Source organism: Selenomonadales bacterium 4137-cl, assembly GCA_032334055.1.
GTDB classification, from domain to species: domain Bacteria; phylum Bacillota; class Negativicutes; order Sporomusales; family UBA7701; genus Anaeroselena; species Anaeroselena agilis.
This window is the reverse complement of sequence record JAUOZS010000001.1, coordinates 2601808-2623413: the sequence shown is the minus strand read 5'-3', so window position 1 is coordinate 2623413 and position 21606 is coordinate 2601808. Positions and strand designations below refer to the sequence as shown.

At 61.8% G+C, this 21606-nt stretch carries 20 protein-coding genes; 17 read left to right on the top strand and 3 right to left on the bottom strand.

Annotated features, from left to right (window positions below; genetic code table 11):
• Positions 1 to 36: 36 nt before the first annotated feature.
• The 17 genes from lon (at position 37) to Q4T40_13765 (ending at position 17071) form a co-directional block, all read left to right on the top strand.
• Positions 37 to 2352 (top strand): endopeptidase La, encoded by a 2316-nt coding sequence (gene lon / locus Q4T40_13845; GenBank protein MDT8902333.1) that lies wholly within the window; start codon positions 37 to 39, stop codon positions 2350 to 2352.
• Positions 2349 to 2981 carry a ribosome biogenesis GTP-binding protein YihA/YsxC gene (yihA, locus tag Q4T40_13840; GenBank protein MDT8902332.1) on the top strand — a complete coding sequence of 211 codons (633 nt, stop codon included), beginning with the start codon at positions 2349 to 2351 and terminating at the stop codon, positions 2979 to 2981. The genes lon and yihA overlap by 4 nt, the downstream gene beginning before the upstream one ends.
• 53 nt (positions 2982 to 3034) lie before the next feature.
• Entirely contained in the window at positions 3035 to 3487 is a 453-nt protein-coding gene (locus Q4T40_13835; GenBank protein MDT8902331.1) for an AsnC family transcriptional regulator, read from the top strand.
• A gap of 6 nt (positions 3488 to 3493) precedes the next feature.
• Positions 3494 to 3973, top strand: coding sequence for an AsnC family transcriptional regulator (locus Q4T40_13830; protein MDT8902330.1), 480 nt, complete (start codon positions 3494 to 3496; stop codon positions 3971 to 3973).
• Positions 3970 to 4869, top strand: coding sequence for a phosphate butyryltransferase (locus tag Q4T40_13825; protein ID MDT8902329.1), 900 nt, complete (start codon positions 3970 to 3972; stop codon positions 4867 to 4869). The genes Q4T40_13830 and Q4T40_13825 overlap by 4 nt, the downstream gene beginning before the upstream one ends.
• Positions 4870 to 5313: 444 nt before the next feature.
• On the top strand, positions 5314 to 6387 hold the full coding sequence (locus Q4T40_13820; protein ID MDT8902328.1) for a transketolase C-terminal domain-containing protein: 1074 nt from the start codon (positions 5314 to 5316) through the stop codon (positions 6385 to 6387).
• A gap of 18 nt (positions 6388 to 6405) precedes the next feature.
• Positions 6406 to 7179, top strand: a complete 774-nt coding sequence (locus Q4T40_13815; protein MDT8902327.1) for a thiamine pyrophosphate-dependent enzyme — start codon at positions 6406 to 6408, stop codon at positions 7177 to 7179.
• Position 7180: 1 nt separating this feature from the next.
• Positions 7181 to 7900 carry a 2-oxoacid:acceptor oxidoreductase family protein gene (locus Q4T40_13810; GenBank protein ID MDT8902326.1) on the top strand — a complete coding sequence of 240 codons (720 nt, stop codon included), beginning with the start codon at positions 7181 to 7183 and terminating at the stop codon, positions 7898 to 7900.
• A 13-nt stretch (positions 7901 to 7913) separates the two neighbouring features.
• Positions 7914 to 8162, top strand: coding sequence for a 4Fe-4S binding protein (locus tag Q4T40_13805; protein ID MDT8902325.1), 249 nt, complete (start codon positions 7914 to 7916; stop codon positions 8160 to 8162).
• A 75-nt stretch (positions 8163 to 8237) separates the two neighbouring features.
• Positions 8238 to 9206, top strand: coding sequence for a polyprenyl synthetase family protein (locus Q4T40_13800; protein MDT8902324.1), 969 nt, complete (start codon positions 8238 to 8240; stop codon positions 9204 to 9206).
• A gap of 14 nt (positions 9207 to 9220) precedes the next feature.
• Positions 9221 to 10003: a FadR/GntR family transcriptional regulator gene (locus Q4T40_13795; GenBank protein ID MDT8902323.1), complete on the top strand. Its 783-nt coding sequence runs from the start codon at positions 9221 to 9223 to the stop codon at positions 10001 to 10003.
• A 353-nt stretch (positions 10004 to 10356) separates the two neighbouring features.
• On the top strand, positions 10357 to 12012 hold the full coding sequence (locus tag Q4T40_13790) for a lactate permease LctP family transporter (GenBank protein ID MDT8902322.1): 1656 nt from the start codon (positions 10357 to 10359) through the stop codon (positions 12010 to 12012).
• 93 nt (positions 12013 to 12105) lie between these two features.
• Complete coding sequence (locus tag Q4T40_13785) at positions 12106 to 13485, top strand: FAD-linked oxidase C-terminal domain-containing protein (GenBank protein MDT8902321.1); 1380 nt, start codon at positions 12106 to 12108, stop codon at positions 13483 to 13485.
• Between the two features lie 145 nt (positions 13486 to 13630).
• Positions 13631 to 13870: a twin-arginine translocase TatA/TatE family subunit gene (locus Q4T40_13780; GenBank protein ID MDT8902320.1), complete on the top strand. Its 240-nt coding sequence runs from the start codon at positions 13631 to 13633 to the stop codon at positions 13868 to 13870.
• 9 nt (positions 13871 to 13879) lie between these two features.
• Positions 13880 to 14620 carry a twin-arginine translocase subunit TatC gene (tatC, locus tag Q4T40_13775; protein MDT8902319.1) on the top strand — a complete coding sequence of 247 codons (741 nt, stop codon included), beginning with the start codon at positions 13880 to 13882 and terminating at the stop codon, positions 14618 to 14620.
• Positions 14621 to 14769: 149 nt separating this feature from the next.
• Positions 14770 to 16230, top strand: coding sequence for a menaquinone biosynthesis decarboxylase (locus Q4T40_13770; protein MDT8902318.1), 1461 nt, complete (start codon positions 14770 to 14772; stop codon positions 16228 to 16230).
• The gene (locus Q4T40_13765; protein ID MDT8902317.1) at positions 16223 to 17071 is read left to right on the top strand and encodes a UbiA-like polyprenyltransferase; all 849 of its coding nucleotides are present in this window, start codon (positions 16223 to 16225) and stop codon (positions 17069 to 17071) included. The genes Q4T40_13770 and Q4T40_13765 overlap by 8 nt, the downstream gene beginning before the upstream one ends.
• A 65-nt stretch (positions 17072 to 17136) precedes the next feature.
• Here Q4T40_13765 and Q4T40_13760 read toward each other — a convergent pair whose 3' ends face one another.
• The 3 genes from Q4T40_13760 to fdhF form a co-directional block, all read right to left on the bottom strand.
• Positions 17137 to 17640 (bottom strand): C40 family peptidase, encoded by a 504-nt coding sequence (locus Q4T40_13760; protein ID MDT8902316.1) that lies wholly within the window; start codon positions 17638 to 17640, stop codon positions 17137 to 17139.
• Between the two features lie 119 nt (positions 17641 to 17759).
• A complete protein-coding gene (locus Q4T40_13755; GenBank protein MDT8902315.1) occupies positions 17760 to 18224 on the bottom strand; it encodes a GNAT family N-acetyltransferase in 465 nt (154 codons plus the stop codon).
• A 60-nt stretch (positions 18225 to 18284) separates the two neighbouring features.
• Positions 18285 to 20963 (bottom strand): formate dehydrogenase subunit alpha, encoded by a 2679-nt coding sequence (gene fdhF, locus Q4T40_13750; protein ID MDT8902314.1) that lies wholly within the window; start codon positions 20961 to 20963, stop codon positions 18285 to 18287.
• Positions 20964 to 21606 lie beyond the last annotated feature (643 nt).

Here is a 21606-nt window from a genome sequence, read left to right as displayed (position 1 = left end):
AACACTGCCATGCGAATCCGAAGGGGGCGAAACAATTTGTCCAAACAGCTCAGAAAGATGCCGTTACTGCCGCTCAGGGGCATTCTCGTTTTTCCATATATGATCATTCATCTCGATGTCGGCCGCGAGAAGTCAATCGGCGCGCTGGAGGAGGCGATGGTGCACGACCGGCAGATTATTCTGGCCAGCCAGCGCGACGCGCAGACCGATAAGCCGCTGCCGGAGGATATTTTCAGCATCGGCACGGTGGCGGAGATCAAGCAGCTCCTAAAGCTGCCGGGCGGCACAATCCGCGTGCTGGTGGAAGGGCTCCACCGGGCGGAGATCGTGCGTTACGCAGAGCTTGATCCGTTTTATATGGCCGAGATTCGCGAGTACGACGGGGCGGAGCCCAAGACGCCGGAGGTGGAGGCGCTCACGCGCACGGCGGTCAGCCAGTTCGAGCAGTGGGTGAAGCTGAGCAAGAAGATTCCGCCGGAGACGCTGGTGTCGGTGGTGATGGTCGAGGAGCCGGGGCGGCTGACCGATCTGATCGCCAGCCACCTGGCGCTGAAGATTGAGGATAAGCAGGTGCTGCTGGACGCGGTGGATGTGAAGGAGCGCCTGGAGAGGCTGTGCGATATCCTCGGCCGCGAGATGGAGATCCTCGAACTGGAGAAGAAGATCAATGTCCGCGTCCGTAAGCAGATGGAGAAGACCCAGAAGGAGTATTATCTGCGCGAGCAGCTTAAGGCCATCCAGAAGGAACTGGGCGATAAGGACGACCGGATGGCGGAGGCGGACGAGTACCGCCAGCGGATGAAGGAGCAGGAGCTGCCCAAGGAGGTGGCCGAGAAGGTTACCAAGGAGATCGAGCGGCTGGAGAAGATGCCGCCGATGGTGGCCGAGAGCGCCGTTATCCGCACTTATCTCGACTGGCTGCTGGCGCTGCCGTGGACAAAGGAGACGACCGACCGCCTGGATATCTCTATCGCCGAGAAGATTCTCGATGAGGATCACTACGGTCTGGAGAAGGTGAAGGAGCGGATTCTGGAGTATTTGTCGATCCGCAAGCTGACCGAGAAGATGAAGGGCCCGATCCTTTGCCTGGTAGGGCCGCCCGGCGTGGGCAAGACGTCGCTGGCCCGTTCGATCGCCCGGGCGATGGAGCGCAAGTTTGTGCGCGTGTCGCTGGGCGGGGTGCGCGACGAGGCCGAGGTCCGCGGCCACCGGCGCACGTATGTGGGGGCGCTGCCGGGGCGGGTCATCCAGGGGATGCGCACCGCGGGCTCGAAGAATCCTGTTTTCCTGCTTGACGAGATCGACAAGATGAGTTCTGATTTCCGGGGCGACCCGTCGGCCGCGCTGCTGGAGGTTCTCGACCCGGAGCAGAACAACACTTTCAGCGACCATTACGTGGAGGTGCCGTTCGACCTTTCGCGGGTGCTGTGGGTGGTGACGGCCAACGTGATGCATAATATTCCCAAGCCGCTCCTCGACCGGATGGAGACGATCACCATCGCCGGCTATACGGAGGAGGAGAAGGTCCAGATCGCCCTGCGCTATCTCATTCCCAAGCAGGTGCGCGACCACGGCCTGACCGAGAAGCAGATCGTTTTTTCCGAGGGAACCATCCAGAAGGTCATCCGCGATTATACCCGCGAGGCCGGGGTGCGCAATCTCGAACGCAATATCGCCAATCTCTGCCGCAAGGCGGCCCGCCAGATCGTGCAGGAGAAGCGGACGACAGTGAAGATCACCGCCCAGAATCTGCACACTTTCCTGGGGGCGCCCAAGCACCGCCACAACAAGGCGGAACGCAACCTCCAGGTGGGGGTGGCCACCGGCCTGGCGTGGACCGAGGTGGGCGGCGATGTGCTGGCGGTGGAGGTTTCGACGATGAAGGGCAAGGGCAAGCTGACTTTGACCGGTCAGCTTGGCGGGGTGATGCAGGAGTCGGCTCAGGCGGGCTTCAGCTATATCCGCAGCCGCGCCGAGGAGTTGGGTATCGAACCCGGTTTCTACGAGAAGACGGATATCCATATCCACCTGCCGGAGGGGGCTATCCCCAAGGACGGCCCGTCGGCCGGTATCACGATGGCGACAGCGATCGCCTCGGCCCTGACTGGCCGGCCGGTGAGGAACGATATCGCCATGACGGGCGAGATCACGCTGCGCGGCCGCGTTTTGCCGGTCGGCGGCATCAAGGAGAAGGTGCTGGCGGCCCACCGGGTGGGTATCAAGAAGATCGTCATGCCTAAGGAAAACAAGCGCGATATGGATGAGATACCGGTGAATGTGAAACGCAGCCTGGAGTTCGTTCTGGTGGAGCATATGGACGAGGTGCTCGGGGCCGCACTGGCCGACCAATGAGCGCCGCGACGCCGGCGCCGAACGTGGTGGGCGCCCGTTATCTGGCGTCCGCCGTCCGGGCCGACCAGTACCCGGAGGGCGATTTCGCGGAGGTGGCTTTCATCGGCCGCTCGAACGTGGGCAAGTCGTCGCTGATCAATTCGCTTTGTCGCCACGGCGGCCTGGCCCGCACCAGCGCCACTCCCGGCAAGACGCAGACGATCAATTTCTATTCGGTGGCGCTGAAATACAGCGAGGAGGAACGGCGTCAGTTCCTGCTGGTCGATCTGCCGGGCTACGGTTATGCCCGCACCGGCCGGGCGGTGCGCCGCCAGTGGACGAAGTTCATCGATGAGTATCTGGCCGCGTCGCCGCGCCTGAAGCTGATATGCCAGCTGATCGACAGCCGCCACCCGCCGATGGACAGCGACAAGGAGGCGTTTAGGCGGCTGGCCGAGCTCGGCCGGCCGGTGCAGGTGGTGGCCACGAAGACGGATAAGCTCTCCCGCCAGGCGGCGAGGAAGAGTGTGGCGGTCATCCGCGACGAGCTGGCGCTGCCGGGGGACGCGGCCGTGATCGGTTATTCGGCGGCGGACGGGACGGGGCGGAGCGAGCTGCTTGACGTAATTAGCCATATTTTGCTAGAATGAATACATGCGGGGCAGTCTGACCAGTCTGCCCCTTGTTAATTTCGGGGGTCGTCATGCTTAACGATTTTGACAAGCGGTTGCTGAATATCATCCAGAGCGACATTCCGCTGGTTTCCCGGCCATTCGCGGCGCTGGCCGAGCGCCTCGGCGCCGACGAGGGGACGGTCATCGACCGGCTGCGGTTTTTGCGCGACAACGGATTTATCCGCCGCATCGGCCCGTTTTTCGATTCGGGGCGCCTGGGGTATGTGAGTACGCTGGTGGCGCTGGCGGTCGAGCCGGACGCGCTGCCGGCGGTGGCCGCGGCGGTGAACGCTTATCCAGGCGTGACTCATAATTATGAGCGCGAGGGGAAGTACAATCTGTGGTTCGCGCTCCTCAGCCCGCACATGGCTGCCCAGGAGCGGGTGCTGGCCGAGGTGGCCGGGCTGCCGGGCATAAAGCGGTTGCTTAATTTGCCGGCGACGAAGAAGTTCAAGGTTAACGTGCGTTTTACGCTGGAGTAGGTGAGGATGCTGGACGATCTTGACAGGAAGATAATCGCCGCGTTGCAGGACGATCTGCCGCTGGTGCCTGAGCCGTACAAGGCGGTGGCCGAGCGCCTGGGTATCGGCGAGGCGGAGCTGCTGGCGAGGCTGGCGGGCTACCGGGAAAGGGGCGAGATGCGGCGGATGGGGGCGGTGCTGCGGCACCGCGAGATCGGGTACGCCGCCAACGCGCTGTGCGCCTGGCAGGTGCCCGCGGACAGGCTCGACGAGGTGGCGGCGAAGATGACCGCCAGCGCGGCGGTGACGCATTGCTACGCCCGCGTGCCGCGGGACGGCTGGCCCTATAATTTCTATATCATGCTTCACGGCCACACCCGCGCGGAATGTTCCCGGCTGGCGGCCGAGCTGGCGGCCGAGCTCGGTTTGGGGGAGTTCGTCATGCTGTTTTCGACCAAGGAATGGAAGAAGACGAGCATGCGTTATTTCGGGGAGGGTGAGAGATGATCAGGAAGTTCGACGAGTTGTTGGCTGCGGCCCGCAGCCTGCCGCCCCGCCGGGTGGCGGTGGCGGCGGCGCATGACGACGCGGTGCTGGCGGCGGTGCGGGACGCACGGGAGCAGGGCATCGCCGAGTTCGTGCTGGTCGGCGACCAGGCCAGGCTGAGTTCGCTGGCAGGCACGGTCGGGGTTAACCTCGCCGATGTGGAGGTGATCCACGAGCCCGACGTCCGCCAGGCGGCGCGGCGGGCGGCGGCGATGGTGGGCAGCGGCCAGGCGGATATGCTGATGAAGGGGCTGATCGGCACAGGCGACTTTCTGCGCGCGCTGCTGGACAAGGAGGCGGGTTTGCGCACCGGTTCGCTTCTCAGCCATGTGTTCGTCCTTGAGCTGGCCGGCTGGGACCGGCTGCTGTTCTTGACCGACGCGGCGATGAATGTCAGCCCTTCGTTGGCCGACAAGGCGGTCATCATCGGCAACGCCGTCGCTTTGGCGGGTTCTCTGGGGGTTGACCCGGTGAGGGTGGCCGTGCTGGCGGCGGTGGAGACGGTGGAGGACGGCATGCCGGCGACGCTGGAGGCGGCTGCGCTGGCGAAGATGGCCGAACGGGGCCAGATCAAGGGAGCGATCGTCGACGGCCCGCTGGCGCTCGACAACGCGATCAGCGAGGAGGCGGCCCGCCACAAGGGGATCGTGAGCCCGGTGGCCGGCAGAGCCGATGTCCTGGTGGTGCCCGATATCGAAGCCGGCAACATGCTCGGCAAGTCGATGGTTTATTTTGCCCGCGCCCGTATCGCCGGGCTGCTTATGGGGGCGGCCAAACCGGTGGTCGTAACTTCACGGGCCGACAGCGCCGAATCGAAGATGCTGTCGATCGCTCTGGGGGTTGTGTCGGCGAAGTGAAAAATTGAACTTTGCTGATTTTATCCATAACAGGAGGAATTTTCTTGCGGTGCTAGAATACGTGTATGTAAAAATACTGGTCAGACCACCTGTCCGCGAGAAATTTCCCGCGCGGCGGGTGTGACGCCGCAAGCGGTGTATTTAAGAAGCGTTGTTGGTAAAAACTAACGTATGGTTATGAAGGTTAGGGATTCCCGCCTTTGTATACGGAGCGGCTGAAACAACCGAGCTTTTACCCCGAGACAGGTCGCAGTTCTGAGCGCAGCCGCGCGACGGACTGCGCTCTTACGCCTGCAAGACCGCAGGGTCGGCGGGCCGGGGGCGAGGCTGCCCGCGGCGCGGCGCCTGCCCGAGAGAGGCGCAAGGCAGGCTTGGCCGGTACGCGGCGGGACAGGCAGGTTTGCGGCTCCGGAGGTCATATTATTTTCAGGAGGTGGCTGTTTTATGGCCGAAGTTTCACTGCAAGGTGAACAGAGAGTGTTTATGACGGGCAACGAGGTTGTTGCCTGGGCTGCCGTGGCAGCGAAGGTCGACATCATGTACGGGTATCCTATTACGCCCCAGAACGAGATCATGCATTACTGGACAAGGCTGGCGCCCAAATACGGCAAGCGTTTTCTCCAGACTGAGGACGAGATTTCCGCCGGCTTTACGATGCTTGGCGGCGTCATGACCGGCCGCAAGTCGTTTACCGCGACCGCCGGCCCGGGCAACGTGCTGATGCAGGAGTCCGCGGTGATGGCCGAGATGATGCGCCTGCCGGCGGTGTACGTGATCCAGCAGCGGGGCGGCCCGTCGACGGCTACCGTTATCTATGCGCAGCAGGAGCTGACGCTGACCTGTTTCGGCGGCAATGGCGAAGGCCACCGCATCGTTTATTCGACGGCGACTCACCAGGAGTTGTTCGATTATACGCTCAAGGCTTTCAATGCCGCCTGGACTTACCGTTTCCCCACTTTCGTGCTCGGCGACGGTTATCAGGCCAAGATGCGCGAGCCGCTGACGATTTACGACGCCGAGTCCAAGGGCGTCAAGCTTGTCCCGACCGAGCCGATGGTCGGCGAGTTCAAGCCCGGCAAACAGTTCAGGCATCTGCGCAACACCTACAACACCGAGGAGGAACTTTACGAGGTCGTAATGGCCAACCAGCGCGACTGGGACGCCATGGCTCCCAAGGTTGTCGAGTGGTTTGAGAAGGATTGCCAGGACGCCGACGTGGTGTTCGTCTGCCACGGCGTTGTTTCCCGCGCCGCCATGGGCGCCATCGACGAGCTCAGGGCCCAGGGCAAAAAGGTCGGTCTCTTCCGCCCCATTACCGTTCGCCCCTTCCCGGAGAAGCAGCTCGCCGACGCGGTCAAGAACGCCAAGAAGGTGGTTGTGGCCGAGTCCGCCTACGGCCAGCTTTTGAAAATGGTGCAGGTCGCCGTTTGCGGCGGCAAGGCCGAGATCGTCCCGATGCTCCGTCCGGGGATCGGCATCACCACCGAAGAACTCGTGGAAGAATACAACAAACTGTAATGGCAGGGGGAAGATAGCATGCAAGAGTTGAAAGAGAACAATGTTCTTCAGCCGGCTATGCCCGAGTGCTGGAATGAAGAGACCAAGCCGCATAAATTCTGTCCCGGCTGCGGCCACGGGATCATTCTCAAGGCGCTGGGCGAGGTTATCGACGAGCTGGATATCAAGGATAAGATCGTGTTTGGCTGCGATATCGGCTGTTCGCTCTTGTCGTGGGATTTCTTCGCCTGCGACAGCGTACAGACCCACCACGGCCGCACGACGCCGGTTATCACCGGCATGAAGCGCGCCAACACCGATATTGTCGGGATCGCTTACATGGGCGACGGCGGCGGCTACGCCATCGGCTCCCAGCATCTTTTCAACGCCGCGGTGCGGGGCGAGAAGATCACCATCATCCTGTGCAACAACTGTAACTACGGCATGACGGGCGGCCAGATGGCGCCGACCACCCTGCCCGGTATGAAGACCGAGACTTCGCCCTACGGCCGCGACGTGGAGCAGACCGGCTACCCGACCAAGGGCCCGGAAATGGTGGCCGCCGTGGCTCCCGAGGGCGCGTACGTGGCCCGCGGCACGATCGCCAACGTCCGTCAGCTGAAAGGCTTCATCAAGAAGGCGCTGGAGAACCAGATCGCCGGCAACGGCATTTCGTTCGTGGAGTGCCTGTCTTCCTGCCCGACGAACTGGCGCACTAACGCCAAGCAGACGTGGGAGTTCGTGGAAAAAGACATGGCTCAGTATTTCAAGGTCGGAGAACTCAGGACCCCGCAGGCGAAGGAGGGCAAATAAGATGGCAAAAGTCGTGAAAATAGCCCTGGCCGGTGAAGGCGGGCAAGGCGTTCAGTCGATTGCCGAGATTTTGGCCGAGGCGGCCAACGAGGAAGGCAAAAACGCCCTGTATATCCCCAACTTCGGCGTGGAGCAGCGGGGCGGCGTTTCGATCGCTTTCGTGCAGATTTCCGACGGCGCGATCGGCGCCCCCAAGTTCGTCGAGGCTGATATCCTCATCCCGCTGAGCCCGCGCGCCGTGAAGCGGACCAAGATGCACGCCGGCAAGGATACGGTGTATATTTACGATAATTCCCTCGTCCAGGAGGCCGAGGTGAATGACAATATCGTGGGTATGCAGTATTTTGACGTGACCCCGCCCTGCCCGACGGCGGACGCGGCCAACGCCGACATGCAGCAGGACCTGATCGCCGGCGAGCCCAAGACCTGTTCGTTTACCAAGCCCGGGCCCGGCGTCGATCCGGCCGATCTCCCGACCAACGTCAAGAAGGTCATCGCCTGCCCCGCCAACGACCTGGCCAAAAACGAACTGCATCCGCGGGTTTTCAACGTTATTATCCTTGGCGCGATCATCGCCGCCACGGATGTGTTGCCGATGGACAGCATCAAAAAGGCGCTGGAAACCAAGCTCGGCGATAAGTTTAAGGCCGATCCCAAGCTGCGCGACATGAACTTCAAGGCGCTCGACCGCGGCTACGAACTCATCAAGAGCGCGATGTAAGGAGGGGTACAAAGTGGCTAAAGTTAACTGGGAATCGGCTGTTTACGAAAGCAACAAAGGCATGTGGGCGGTGTTCCCCGGGATGTGCAAGGGCTGCGGCCTGTGCATCGAGAAGTGCCCGGTGAAGTGCATCAGTTGGTCTGAGGGACTCGGCGTGTACGGCACGCCCCGCGTGGAAGCGGATATGGAAAAGTGCATCGTCTGCGGCATTTGCCAGATGGTTTGCCCCGACTGCGCGATCCGGGTCGAAAAGAAGAAATAATTGCCGCCTATGGACTGACCAGGAAGGATAGTGTATTATAGAAGCAGATTTTGAGGTTGGTCAGGAGATTTGACGGTGAAACAACACGCCATTTTTGAACTGGCAAAGACCGAACTAGCATCTGTTGAACAGGAACTGGCTTCTATAATCCGTTCCCGGGTAGATCTTGTATCCGATATCGGCGGTCATTTGCTCAGGGCGGGCGGCAAACGTCTGCGGCCCGCCCTGTATATACTTTGCGCCAAGTGCGGTTCGCAGGTCCCTGCGGGACTGGTGCCGGTGGCGGCCGCCATCGAGCTCATCCATATGGCGACGCTGGTGCATGACGACGTTATCGATAGCGCGGCGACGAGAAGGGGGCTGGCTACCGCCAACGCCCGTTGGGGAAACCACGTGACCGTGCTGGCGGGGGATTATCTGTTTGCCAAGGCTTTCTCCCTCATTGCCGTACATGGCGGCGCTCGCGCCCTGCAGATTCTGACTGAGACGATCTGCTCCATCTGCGAAGGGGAGATCAGCCAGGCCAGGGATTTGTTCAACCCCCGGCAATCCATGGAGGATTACCTAACCCGGATCGATAATAAGACGGCCTGTTTTATCGCCGCCAGCTGCGAGCTGGGCGCGATGACCGCCGGCCTGACTACAGCCGATGCCGAAGCCCTGCGGCTGTATGGCTACGCTATCGGGATGGCTTTTCAGATTACCGACGACCTTCTCGATGTGACCGCTTCGTCGGAACAGATCGGTAAACCGGCGGGGAACGATCTCCGCCAGGGAGTCTTGACCCTGCCTGTCCTATACGCCCTGCAGCATAGCCCCCAGGCTGGGGAATTGCGCCGGATAATCGAGGCTCGCGATATGACGGACGCGAATGTGCAAAAGGGCATCGCCGTTGTGCATACGACCGATGCCGTGGAATACTGCTATGGCCGGGTGAGCGATTACCTGACGACTGCGCGCCGAGCGCTGCCTGCTTCACTGCCGGCCGAGGTGTACAAGTCGTTGTGGGACATAGCGGATTTCGTCGGACTTCGCAAATACTAGGGCACGGAGGAAGCATGTTTAGGCCGGTAAAGACGAAGAAGGTCTACGAGGAAATCATCGGTCAGATCAAAAAGCTTATTATCGACGGCAAGCTTCAGCCGGGCGACAAGCTGCTGTCGGAGCGCGAACTTTCCGAAAAGCTAAACGTCAGCCGGGCGTCGGTGCGCGAGGCGTTCAGCGCCCTTGAGATGATGGGGATCATATCCATCCGCCCGGGTGAAGGCAGTTTTGTCCGCCAGGTGTCGTTCGAGGGGATGCTGGAGCCGCTTTCCTTTATCCTGCAGATGGAGATCGACGATATCATGCAGCTTTTGGAGGTGCGCAAGATCCTTGAGGTGGAGACGGCCGCCCTCGCGGCCCTAAGGGGCACGAACGAGGATCTGGACGATATCCACCGGTCGATTATCAGCATGAAGGAAGAACTCCGGCGGGGAGAGGTCGGCGATACGGCCGATGCGAGTTTCCACTTCGCGGTTGCCAAGGCCGCCAACAACCCCATCCTGATCAAGGTTATGCACACTATTTCCGATCTTATGAATTCTTCCTTCCGCTCATCGCGGCAGAAGCTTTTCTTGGTGGAGAACATGCCGGCGGTTCTGTACAACGCCCACTTCGAGATCTACGAGGCGATTTCCGACCACAATCCAAGCCTGGCCCGCCTGCGGATGAGAGAACACCTGACAATGGTGGAGGACGCGATGCGCGAACTCCGCGACGGCGGCATAACTTCGCTGAAAAATTTCCGCGATATTCCACCCGAACACAAGATCCGAAAGGACTTCGGCTTCCCTTCGTAACCTGCAATTTGGTGAAGAAAGAAGCCTTTTTCTTGGGGCTGACTTTTCAGAATAATGGGAATGTTACAGGATTCACATGTCTATAGCCTGTCTCCAAGAGTCATAATGCCGGATTATAACAATATATAAATGAGTTATAAGGTGAATGACGTAAGGCTGTCGAATACTCTATCTACATTTCGTAGTTAGCTGTCTGAATTGTCAATAATGTCGGTTGTCCTGACAGGTGGTACCGGTCGATTACCCATAATTGGCCTGACCAATAGACCGTTAGAGGGGGGGGTGATGCCGAGCATAAGTGGGAGGGGACTTTGTCGGGTTAAGAAGATTAAAAAAAGTAAGGGGTGTATGCGATGAAATGGACCCAAATCTATGATCCGTTGCAATCTATCGGTCTTTCGGCGCTTATTGCCGCCATTCCGCTCTTTATCCTTCTGTACATGCTGGGGGTAAGGCGCTCGAAGGGCCACCATGCCGCCCTGCTGGGCGTGGGGTCGGCAGTGATTCTGGCCATCGCCGTGTGGGGAATGCCCGCCGGATTGGCGATCAGCGCGACTCTCAACGGCATGCTCGTAGGTATCTTCCCGATAGTCTGGATCGTCGTCACCGCCATCTGGGTATACAACATGACGGTCGAGTCGGGCGAGTTCGAGATCATCAAGAATTCGCTCGCGTCCCTCACCGATGATCGCCGTCTGCAGGCGCTGTTCATCGCCTTCGCGTTCGGTTCGTTCATCGAGGGCACGGCCGGCTTCGGCACCCCGGTGGCGATTACCGCCGCCATGCTGGTGGGCCTGGGCTTCAACCCTGTTTACGCCGCCGGCATCTGCCTGATCGCCAACACCGCCCCGGTGGCCTTCGGCGCGATCGGTATCCCGATCGTGGTCGCCGGCCAGGTAACGGGTATCGACGCGATGCATATCAGCAAGATTGTCGGCCGTCAGTTGCCGTTCCTGTCGATCATCGTGCCGCTGTGGCTGGTGGTGACGATGGCCGGCTGGAAGCGGGCCATGGAAGTGCTGCCCGCCGTGCTGGTCGCCGGCGTCTGCTTCGCCGTAACCCAGTTTTTCACCGCCAACTACGTCAACCCGTTCCTGCCCGATATCACCTCGGCGTTTGTTACGATCATCGGCCTCGGCGCTTTCCTCAAGGTTTGGAAGCCTGACAATGTCTGGCACTTCCCGGATGAGAAGCCTGCCGCCACCGGCAAGGTGCAGCTCAAGTACTCGGCCGGCGAAGTCATCCGCGCCTGGGGTCCTTACATCATCCTGGCGGTCGCCGTGTTCCTGTGGGCCGACAATAAGTTCCTCGGCTTCAAGAATGTTCTTGTCGGCTGGGAAAAAGCTCTCGGCCTGACGTCGGTGGCCTGGCCCGGCCTTGACGGCCTTGTCCAGCGGGCGGTGCCGGTTGTGCCGAAGGTAGCCCCCTACGCCGCCAAGTACGGCATCAACTTCCTGTCGGCGGCCGGCACGGCCATTCTGCTGTCCGGCATTCTGTCGATCTTCATCATCCCCAACTACGGGTTCGGTCGGGCTATAAACGCGTTCTTCCGCACGATCAAGCAGCTCATATACCCGATCATCACAATTGCGATGATTCTCGGCCTCGCTTATATCATGAACTACTCGGGCATGAGCTCGACCCTCGGCCTGGCCTTCACGGCCACCGGCAAGGCGTTCCCGTTCTTCGCCCCGATCCTCGGCTGGCTGGGCGTGTTCCTGACCGGTTCGGACACCTCCTCGAACGCTCTGTTCGGCTCGATGCAGAAGACGGCCGCCGAGCAGATCGGCGTCGATCCTTCGCTCACCGTCGCGGCCAACTCGTCCGGCGGCGTATGCGGCAAGATGATCTCCCCGCAGTCGATCTCGGTAGCGACCGCCGCCACCGGTCTGGTCGGCGAGGAGGGCACGATCTTCCGCTTCACGCTGATGCACAGTATCGCTATGGTTCTCTTCATGGGCGTTCTCACGTATCTCCAGGCTTACGCGCTGCGCTTCATGCTGCCGTAGCGCAAGGGGAGGATGAGTGGCGGGTGTCGCGCCCGCCACTTCTTTCCGCCCGATTAACTCCCGTCGGATAATGCGCGGAGGAGAGAATTTACAATGAACGCAAACAATATCCAGGAATTGAAGGCGATCGTCGGCTCCCAGTGGGTGGCGACGGAGAAGGAAGACCTGATATGCTACGGTTATGACGCGACTCCCGGCTTTTTCAACCTGCCGGAGGCGGTGGTGCAGCCGGGGAGCAAGGAGGAAGTGGCCGCAATCCTGAAGCTGGCCAACCGGGAGAAGTTCCCGGTGTATACCCGCGGTTCGGGGACAAACCTGAGCGCCGGGTCGGTGCCCGCCCAGGGGGGCGTGGTGCTGTCGACTGCCCGTATGAACAAGATCTTTGCCATCGACCCAGAAAACTGGACGGCGGTGGTGGAGCCCGGAGTGATCGTCTCCGAGCTGAACGCCGCCGTAGAAAAATACGGCCTTATCTATCCGCCCGATCCGGGAACGGTTACCACGGCCAGCATCGGCGGCACGGTGGCCGAGAATTCCGGCGGCCTGCGGGGCCTGAAGTACGGCGTTACCAAGCATTATGTGACCGGCGTCGAGGTGGCGTTGGCCGACGGCTCGGTCGTCGAGTACGGCGGCGGTAATGTGAAGGCGCCCGGCTACGATATGGTGATGCTGTTCACCGGGTCGGAGGGGACGCTGGGGGTGCTGACCAAGATAACGGTGCGGCTCGTGCCCGCGCCCGTCACCCGCCGCAGCATGATCGCGACTTTCGCCGACCTTGCCGGCGCCGGCAGGTCGATCGCCGAGATCATCAGCAATAAGATCATCCCGGCAACGCTGGAAATAATGGACAATTACACCATCCGCACGGTGGAGAGCTTCGCGAAGCTGGGGCTGCCGGTGGAGGCCGAGGCGATCATCCTGGCCGAGGTCGACGGCGACGCCGACACGGTGGAGGCGGATGCGGTCAAGATGGAGAAGATCCTGCGCGAAAACGGCGGCGAGGTTCGCGTGGCGAACAGCGCCCAGGAGCGCGACCAGATCTGGGCGGCCAGGCGGGCGGCGTTGCCGTCGCTGGCCAAGCTGCGGCCTTCGACTTTCTGCGAGGATGCGACGGTGCCCCGCGACAAGGTGCCCGATATGGTGCGGATCGTGACCGAGATCGCGGCCCGCAACAAGGTGGAGATCGGGACGTTCGGCCATGCCGGCGACGGCAATCTTCACCCCACCATTGTGACCGATCTGCGCGATGCGGCGGAGATGGAGCGGGTGTACGCCGCGATGGACGAGATTTTCAAGACCGCGCTGAGGCTCGGCGGCACTTTGTCGGGCGAACACGGCATCGGGCTGGGGAAATTGAAGTATATGCCCGACCAGTTCGGCGCCGAGGGTATGGCGGTGATGCGGAGCATCAAGCTGGCGCTCGACCCCAACAATATCCTCAATCCGGGGAAGCTGGTCGGCGAGGTGCATTAGGGAATTACGGGCGGTGCGCGCGGTTTTTGCCGGATGCGCGCCGCCCGTCGTTTGCAGGGGGTGCCTGGGGTGAAATGACGGCCTGTACTTTTGCCGCACTGTTAAGTATAATTATAGGTAAAGTAGCTTAAGGGGATGTGGTACTGTGTTCAACCTGGGCATGCCGGAACTGGCCCTGATTCTTGTTATCGCTCTTATCGTTTTCGGACCGGGAAAGCTACCTGAAGTGGGCAAGGCGCTTGGCAAGGGTCTGGGCGAGTTCCGCCGGGCGATGTCTGGCGAGGGGGCCGCGAAGGATGAGCCGATCACCGTCGAGGCCAAGCCGGTGGAGAGGAAGCCTGAGGAGAAACCCGCCGAGGTCAAGAAACAGGAAGAGACGAAGTGAGGTTAACCAATGTCTGATACTCCCCGGGAAGTTGACACCGAACAGGAGGAGCGGGGCTCCGGCGAGATGTCGCTGGTCGATCATCTGCAGGAACTGAGAAAGCGGCTGATCGTGTGCGTCGTCGTCGTGCTGGCGGCCAGTTTCGCCTGTTATTATTTCGCTACCGATTTGGTGCATATAATCACCGCCCCGGCCGGCAAGCTATATTATATGAATCCGGCGGAGGCCTTTTTTACCTACCTGAAAGTCTCCTTTTTCGCGGGTTTTCTGCTTTCCCTGCCGGTGGTGTTCTATCAGTTGTGGGCTTTCGTGGTGCCGGCTTTGACGAACCAGGAGCGCCAGGCCTCGCTGTTCCTCGTCCCGGCGTCGCTGGTGCTGTTTTTCGTCGGCCTGGCGTTTTCTTACTTCCTCGTGTTGCCGGCGGCCATCAGCTTTTTCATCGGTTTCGCCACCGAAGACCTGCAGCCGATGTTTTCCATCGGCCAGTACCTGTCATTCGTGATTTCCTTCATGCTGCCTTTCGGCTTCGTGTTCGAGTTGCCGCTGTTCATCATCGTGGCCGCCAAGCTGGGGGTCATCAGTTCGGGTTTCCTGGCGGCCAAGCGGAAGATTGTCATTGTGCTGGCGTTCGTCGTGGGCGCGGTGGTGTCGCCGACCCCGGACGTGTTTTCGCAGACGATGATCGCGGTGCCGTTGATGGTTTTGTATGAGATTAGCGTTTTTATCGTTCGCCATGTTCTGAGAAGGTAAAAACTTTGTCCGCGGTGGTTCAGAGGCCCCCGGATGCTAGGCGGCTCCGAGGACGCGCAGCGACGCCGGCTCCGGATGGCCTCCCCCCCTTGCGGGGGCAACGCAGATGGGGTTTATCAACGGCCGCCAAAGTGAAAGGAGTATTACCTTTGGCTTTTAATGATCTGCGCGAGTTCATCGCCGCTCTCGAGTCGCGCGGCTGGCTGAAGCGCATCCGTCAGCCGGTGGACTGCGAGCTGGAGATCACCGAGATAACCGACCGGGTGTCGAAGCTGCGCGGCGAAAAGAATGTCGCCCTGCTGTTCGAGAATGTGAAGGGCTACGACGTCCCGGTGCTGATGAATGCTTTCGGCAGCATGGAGCGGATGGCGCTGGCCCTCGGCGTGGATAAGGTGGACGATATCGCCGACGAGATCCGCGACCTCCTGAAGCTGCCGTACGTTTCCCTGCAGAGCAAACTTGATCTCGTGCGCCTCATCCCCGCCGCCCGGCGGGCGATTAATTTCCCGAAGTACGTCAAGTCGGGACCGTGCAAGGAGGTCATCATCAGGGACAAGCCGTCATTGGCCAAGTTTCCGGTGCTGAAGTGCTGGCCCGGGGACGCCGGCCGCTTTATCACGCTGCCGTTGGTGTTCACGAAGAACCCGCGCACCGGCAAGCGCAACGTGGGCATGTACCGCATGCAGGTTTACGACGGGACGACCACCGGGATGCACTGGCATGTGCACAAGGGCGGGGCCGACAACTACCGCGCCCACCGCGAGCTGGGAAAGGACCGCATCGAGGTCGCGGTGGCCATCGGCGGCGACCCGGCGGTGACTTACGCCGCGACCGCGCCGCTGCCGCCCAATATCGACGAGATGATTTTCGCCGGCTTCCTGCGCCGCAAGCCGGTGGAGCTGGTGAAGTGCGAGACGGTGGATATCGAGGTGCCGGCGACGTCCGAGATCGTGCTCGAGGGTTTTGTGAGCATGGACGAGCTGAGGCGGGAGGGGCCGTTCGGCGACCATACCGGCTATTATTCGCTTGCCGACGATTACCCCGTTTTCCACATTACCTGCATAACCCACCGCAAGAACCCGATTTATCCGGCCACCATCGTCGGCAAGCCGCCGATGGAGGATTGCTTCATGGCCAAGGCGACCGAGCGGATTTTCCTGCCGCTACTGCAGCAGGTGCTGCCGGAGGTGGTGGATATGAATCTGCCGCTGGAGGGCGTTTTCCACAACTGCGCCGTGCTGGCCATCAAGAAAAGTTATCCGCAGCACGCCAAGAAGGTGATGCACGCCGTGTGGGGGCTTGGCCAGATGATGTTTACGAAGATGATCATCGTGGTGGATGCCCATGTCGACGTGCAGGATATGAACGAGGTTTGGTGGCGGGTTTTCAACAATATCGACGCCCGCCGCGACATCGTGCTGGCCGACGGGCCGCTGGACGCCCTGGATCACTCCTCGCCCATGCCCCACTGGGGGACGAAGGTGGGGATCGACGCTACCAAGACGTGGCCGGAGGAGGGTTATACGCGGGAGTGGCCGGACGAGATCGTCATGTCGCCGGAAGTTAAGAGCCGGATTGACGGGATTTGGAAGGATCTTGGCCTTGGGTAAGCTGAAGTCGCATCTCGACAATATCGCTTTTTCCCACTCGGTGTTCGCGCTGCCGTTCGCGTATATGGGCGCTTTTCTCGCCGCCGGCGGCCTGCCCGGCGGCGGCGATCTTTTCTGGATAACGGTGGCGATGGTGGGAGCCCGCAGCGCCGCCCTGGCGCTGAATAATCTCATCGACCTGAAGTTCGATAAGCTGCATCCCCGCTTTACCGCCCGGCCGATGGTGACCGGCGCGGTGAAGCGCTGGGAGGCGGCGCTGCTGATCGCCGCCAGCCTGGCGGTGTTCATTTACGCCGCCCATCAGCTGCATCCTCTGGCCCGCAAGCTGTGGCCGGTGGCTGTCTTACCCTTCGTCGTCTACCCGTATATGAAACGGTTTTCGTGGGCCTGCCACATGGTGCTGGGGTTGGCGCTCGCCGGCGCGCCGGTGGGGGCGTGGATCGCCATTCGCGGCGACCTGGCGGCGCCGGTGGCGCTGCTGGCGGCGGCGGTGGGGGTGTGGATCGCGGCGTTCGACGTCATCTACGGCTGCCAGGATGTGGCTTTTGACAAGGCGCACGGGCTACATTCCATGCCGGTGCGGTTCGGTGTGCCCGGGGCTCTGCGGCTGGCCCGGCTGATGCATGTCGCCAGCGTGGCCGCGTTCGCCGCCGCCGGGTGGCTGGCCGGTCTCGGCCCGTGGTATTATGCCGGGGTGGCGCTGGCGGCCGGTGTGCTCGTCTATCAGCACAGCATCGTGTCCGCCGCCGACCTGAGCCGCGTCACCCAGGCGTATTTCCTGCGCAACGGGTTGGTGGGGGCGGCGATTTTCCTGTTCACGGTGATCAGTCTGTTGTATTAGCGCAGGCGTCGTGAGGGGTAATAAGGGGCGAGCAAAGGCCCGCACAGTCGTGCGGGCCTGAGTTGTTACAAAACTGTGCGTGCGCCCAGGTAGCGCGGCTTCCAGTAGGCGTCCCCCAGGGCTGTCACCACTACGCCGCGGCTGGAGGAGGCGTGAATGAATTTACCGCCGCCGACGAAGATGCCGACATGGGAGGGGCCTTTCTCGGTGGTGGTGAAGAAGACGAGGTCGCCAAGGGCGAGGTCTTTGGGTTTGCCGGGTTTGCCGGCTTTGTACTGCTGGTCGGCAGACCGGGGCAGTTTTTTGCCGTGCTGGTTGTAGACGAACATGACGAAGCCGGAGCAGTCGAACCCCTTGGGGGTGGCGCCGCCGTATCTGTAGGGCACGCCTTTGTATTTTTGGGCGGTGGCGACGATGTCCCTGCCTGTGGGCGTCTTGGACGGCGGGGGCGGTTTGGCGGCGGCGGGCGCGGAGCGGGAAACGGGCGCAAGCTCCGCCGCACCGGCGGCGGGCGGGCAGGCTGCCAGCATGAAAGCGGCGACGGTAATCGCGGCGAGCGCCTTTTTCACCTTATCCCTCCCGGCTCTTGGCGACAAGAATCGTTTCATATTGACATATTTCGTTTAATTGCCTGTTTTTTCCTGCCGGGTAAATGCAATACAACCCGCACCTTGTGGTGCGGGTTGTTCTATAGTGTCTTCTCCAGAAACTTTGTCCCCGGAACGGGGTTATAGCAGTAGGGTTCGATCGGCGCGAAGCCCAGAGACTCGTACATGGCGATGGCGGCGTCCATGCCGGGAACGGTGTCGAGGCGCATGGCGCGGTAGCCGAGGCGGCGGGCTGCGGCGATTATCGCCTCGGCGAGCAGTTGGCCGTAGCCTTGGCCGCGGCAGGCGGGGCGGACATAGAGGCGTTTCATCTCGCAAACGCCGTCCGCCAACGGCCTGAGCGCGACGCAGCCGGCCGGCTCCTCGCCGTCAAGCAAGAGGAGCAGGGCGCCGTCCGGCGGGGCGTATTTGCCTGGCAGGGCGGCGAGTTCGTCCGCGAAGCCCTGGAAGTCGAGGTCGAAGGGGAGGGAGGCGGCGTATTCGTCGAACAGGCGGCGGATTATTTCCAGGTATTCGTCTGTGTGGGCGGGTATTATGCGGGGCATGGATATGACTCCTTTAACTTTGGGCAGTTGATAATGGTTGACGCCCTGCTTTTGCGAACATCACTCAACCTCGACTTTTACCGCGCAGACCTTGTATTCGTAAGTTTTCGTCACCTTATCGTACGCGCCGCTGGTGACTTCGTTGGTGGGGGTGGCGGGGAAGTGGAAGGACATCCACACAACCCCCGGCGGCACGGCGTCGGTGACCCAGGTTTTAGCGGTCACGCCGCCCCGGCGGGAAGAGACCCTGGCGGCGTCGCCGTCGGCCAGGCCGAGGCGGGCGGCGTCGGCGGGGTGGACCATGACCCGCTCTTCGGGGCGGTGAGCGGTGAGGTGCTTCGAGTGACGGTGGGTGGAGACGTTGTAGTGGTAGAGGATGCGGCCGGTGGTGAGCAGGAAGGGGTATTCGTCGTCAGGCACCTCGGCGGGCGGCTCGTAGTCGATGGGCTGGAAGTAGCCGAGGCCGCAGGTGAACTGGCCGTCCTGGTGGAGGTACTTGGTGCCGGGGTGGTCGGCGGCGGGCACCGGCCACTGCAGGCCGCCGTCTTCGAGGCGGGGGTAGGTGACGCCGGCGTAGGAGGGGGTGAGGGCGGCGATTTCGGCCATGATTTCCTCCGGCGCGGCGTAGTTCATGGGGTAGCCGAAGCGGGCGGCAAGGTCGCAGATGATTTGCCAGTCGGGGCGGCTGCCGCCGATCGGCGCGATCGCCTGGCGGACGCGCTGGACGCGGCGCTCGGTATTGGTGAAGGTGCCTTCCTTTTCAGCGAAGCTGGCGGCCGGCAGGATGACGTCGGCCAGTTTGGCGGTCTCGGTGAGGAAGAGGTTCTGAACGACGAGGAAGTCGAGGCTTTCGAGGCCCTTGCGGACGTGGTTGGCGTTGGCGTCGGAGAGGACGGGGTCCTCGCCCATGATATACATCGCCTTGAGGTCGCCGCGGACGGCGGCGTCGAACATGTCGGGCAGGGTATGGCCGGGATTTTCCGGCACGGCGGCGCCCCAGGCGGCGGCGAATTTCTTGCGGACGTCGGGCCATTTAACCTGCTGGTAGCCGGGGAGGACGTTGGGCAGCGCGCCCATGTCGCAGGCGCCCTGGACGTTGTTCTGGCCGCGGAGGGGGTTGACGCCGGCGGCCGGTTTGCCGACGTTGCCGGTGAGCATGGCGAGGTTGGCGAGGCTCATGACGTTGTCGGTGCCGGTGGTGTGCTCGGTGATGCCGAGGGTGTAGAAGATGCCGGCCCGTTCGGCGGTGGCGTAAAGTTTGGCGGCTTCGTATAGGAGGTGGGCCGGGACGCCGGTGGTCTTTTCCACAAGGTTGGGGGTGTAGCGCTCGGCGACGGCGGCGACGGCGTCGAAGCCGGTGGTGCATTTGCCGATGAAGTCGCGGTCATGCCAGCCGTTTTTGATTATGATGTGGATGAGGCCGTTGATGAGGGCGACGTCGGTGCCAGGCCTGAGGCGCAACCAGACGCGGGCGGCGGCGGCCAGCTCGGTTTTGCGCGGGTCGGCGACGATGAGGCTGGCGCCTTTGGCCAGGGCCTGGCGCATTTTGGCGCCGATGACGGGATGGGCCTCGGGAGGATTGGCGCCGATGACGAACAGTACCTTGTTGTCGGCGATTTCGCCGATGGAGTTGGTCATGGCGCCGGAGCCGAAGGATGTGGCCAGACCGGCCACGGTGGGGCTGTGTCAGGTACGGGCGCAGTGGTCGACATTGTTGGTGCCGACCGCCGCGCGCATGAATTTTTGCAGCAGGTAGTTTTCTTCGTTGGTGCAGCGGGCCGAGCTGAGGGCGGCGATGGCGTCGGGGCCGTGGGCGGCCTTGATGCCGGCCAGCTTTTCGGCGACGAGGCCTAGGGCCTCATCCCAGGTGGCTGCGACGAATTCGCCGTCTTTTTTGATCAGCGGACTGGTGAGGCGGTCGGGGCTGTGGACGTAGTCGATGCCGAAGCGGCCCTTGACGCACAGCAGGCGGCCGTTGACGACGCTGGTTTCGTTGGAGGTGACGCCGATGATCCTGTCGTTCTTGACGTTGAGGTCGAAGTTGCAGCCAACGCCGCAGAAGGGGCAGGTGGTCTTGACCTTCCTGTCCGGCAGCCCGGTGCCGTACATCGGTTTTTCGGTGAGCGCGCCGGTGGGGCAGGCGGAAACGCACGTGCCGCAGAAGACGCAGTTGGATTTATCCATGTCGTTGTCGAAGGCGGGGGTTACTTTGCTGGTGAAGCCGCGCTCCGTCCATTCGAGGACGTTGCAGGCCTGGATTTCTTTGCAGACCCGCACGCAGCGGCCGCAGAGGACGCATTTTTCGTTGTCGCGGATGATGAAGGGGTTGCTGTCGTCAAGCTCGTAACGGCGCTTTTCCCCCGGAAAGCGGATGTCGCGCACGCCCAGGTCGAGGGCAAGGCGCTGCAGCTCGCAATTCAGGTTGCTCTGGCAGGTGAGGCAGTCGGCGGGGTGGTTGGCGAGCAGCAGTTCGACGACCATCTGGCGGGCCTCACGGATGTCGGGGGTGTCGGTGCTGACGACCATGCCTTCGGCCGCCGGATGGGTGCAGGCGGTGGTAAGGCTGCGCAGGCCGGCAACCTCGACAAGGCAGACTCGGCAGGCTCCTTCCGGGGTGAGGTCGGCGAGGTGGCAGAGGGTGGGGATATTGATGCCGAGCCGGCGAGCGGCCTCAAGCACGGTGGTGCCGGGGGGGACGCTGACCTGGCGGCCGTCGATGGTGAGGGTGATGTTGTTCATCGGCTAAGCTCCTTGCAGATATTTAGGGGCAACGTATCCTGCTAGTATTCGCCGTTTTCGGGAAAAAACCTGCGCGGGGATAGGGGGCGCTTTGCCCTGGAAATATGCGCCTGTTCCTCCTGAGTAGCGGATTGGGCTGCCGTTTCGCTGCGCGGCGGCGGTAGTCGCCATCGCGGCCGGCGGCCTTGACAACGGTATGCCGGCAAGGTATATTTTATCTATATAATCAACATGACAATCAACACGACAAAGGCATGGACGGGAAGGAGTACACCGGACCGGCCGGCGCAGAGAAGGGGCCCATCGGCTGCGAGGCCCCGCGGCGCGGGCGGTGGAAGTCGTCCCCGAGCCGCGGCGCCGAATAATAATAGGCGCTGCCGGGAGGCCCCGTTACCGGCCGCGCGAGCCGGCGCTGTTTTGCGCCGGGAAGAAAGGTGGTACCACGGAGGCTGAGGCTTTCGTCCTTACGGACGGAGGCTTTTTTATTTGCTCAAAAGGTTATTCTAAAAGAAGTGTGCGAATCGCTTTAAAAAGCTCCAGTTGCAAGGCATCCCGAAGACGCGCCGCGACGCGTACTTCACGCGTACGCTGGCAAGCGCCCGGAGGGGCAACACCGCAGACGGACTTTTTAAACGATTCCCCT

What these genes read in the sequence shown, in the direction of transcription:
- yihA (MDT8902332.1), top strand. Translation starts at nt 2,349, where the DNA reads ATGAGCGCCGCGACGCCGGCGCCGAACGTGGTGGGCGCCCGTTATCTG.
- Q4T40_13835 (MDT8902331.1), top strand. Translation starts at nt 3,035, where the DNA reads ATGCTTAACGATTTTGACAAGCGGTTGCTGAATATCATCCAGAGCGAC.
- Q4T40_13830 (MDT8902330.1), top strand. Translation starts at nt 3,494, where the DNA reads ATGCTGGACGATCTTGACAGGAAGATAATCGCCGCGTTGCAGGACGAT.
- Q4T40_13825 (MDT8902329.1), top strand. Translation starts at nt 3,970, where the DNA reads ATGATCAGGAAGTTCGACGAGTTGTTGGCTGCGGCCCGCAGCCTGCCG.
- Q4T40_13820 (MDT8902328.1), top strand. Translation starts at nt 5,314, where the DNA reads ATGGCCGAAGTTTCACTGCAAGGTGAACAGAGAGTGTTTATGACGGGC.
- Q4T40_13815 (MDT8902327.1), top strand. Translation starts at nt 6,406, where the DNA reads ATGCAAGAGTTGAAAGAGAACAATGTTCTTCAGCCGGCTATGCCCGAG.
- Q4T40_13810 (MDT8902326.1), top strand. Translation starts at nt 7,181, where the DNA reads ATGGCAAAAGTCGTGAAAATAGCCCTGGCCGGTGAAGGCGGGCAAGGC.
- Q4T40_13795 (MDT8902323.1), top strand. Translation starts at nt 9,221, where the DNA reads ATGTTTAGGCCGGTAAAGACGAAGAAGGTCTACGAGGAAATCATCGGT.
- Q4T40_13790 (MDT8902322.1), top strand. Translation starts at nt 10,357, where the DNA reads ATGAAATGGACCCAAATCTATGATCCGTTGCAATCTATCGGTCTTTCG.
- Q4T40_13785 (MDT8902321.1), top strand. Translation starts at nt 12,106, where the DNA reads ATGAACGCAAACAATATCCAGGAATTGAAGGCGATCGTCGGCTCCCAG.
- tatC (MDT8902319.1), top strand. Translation starts at nt 13,880, where the DNA reads ATGTCTGATACTCCCCGGGAAGTTGACACCGAACAGGAGGAGCGGGGC.
- Q4T40_13755 (MDT8902315.1), bottom strand. Translation starts at nt 18,224, where the DNA reads ATGCCCCGCATAATACCCGCCCACACAGACGAATACCTGGAAATAATC.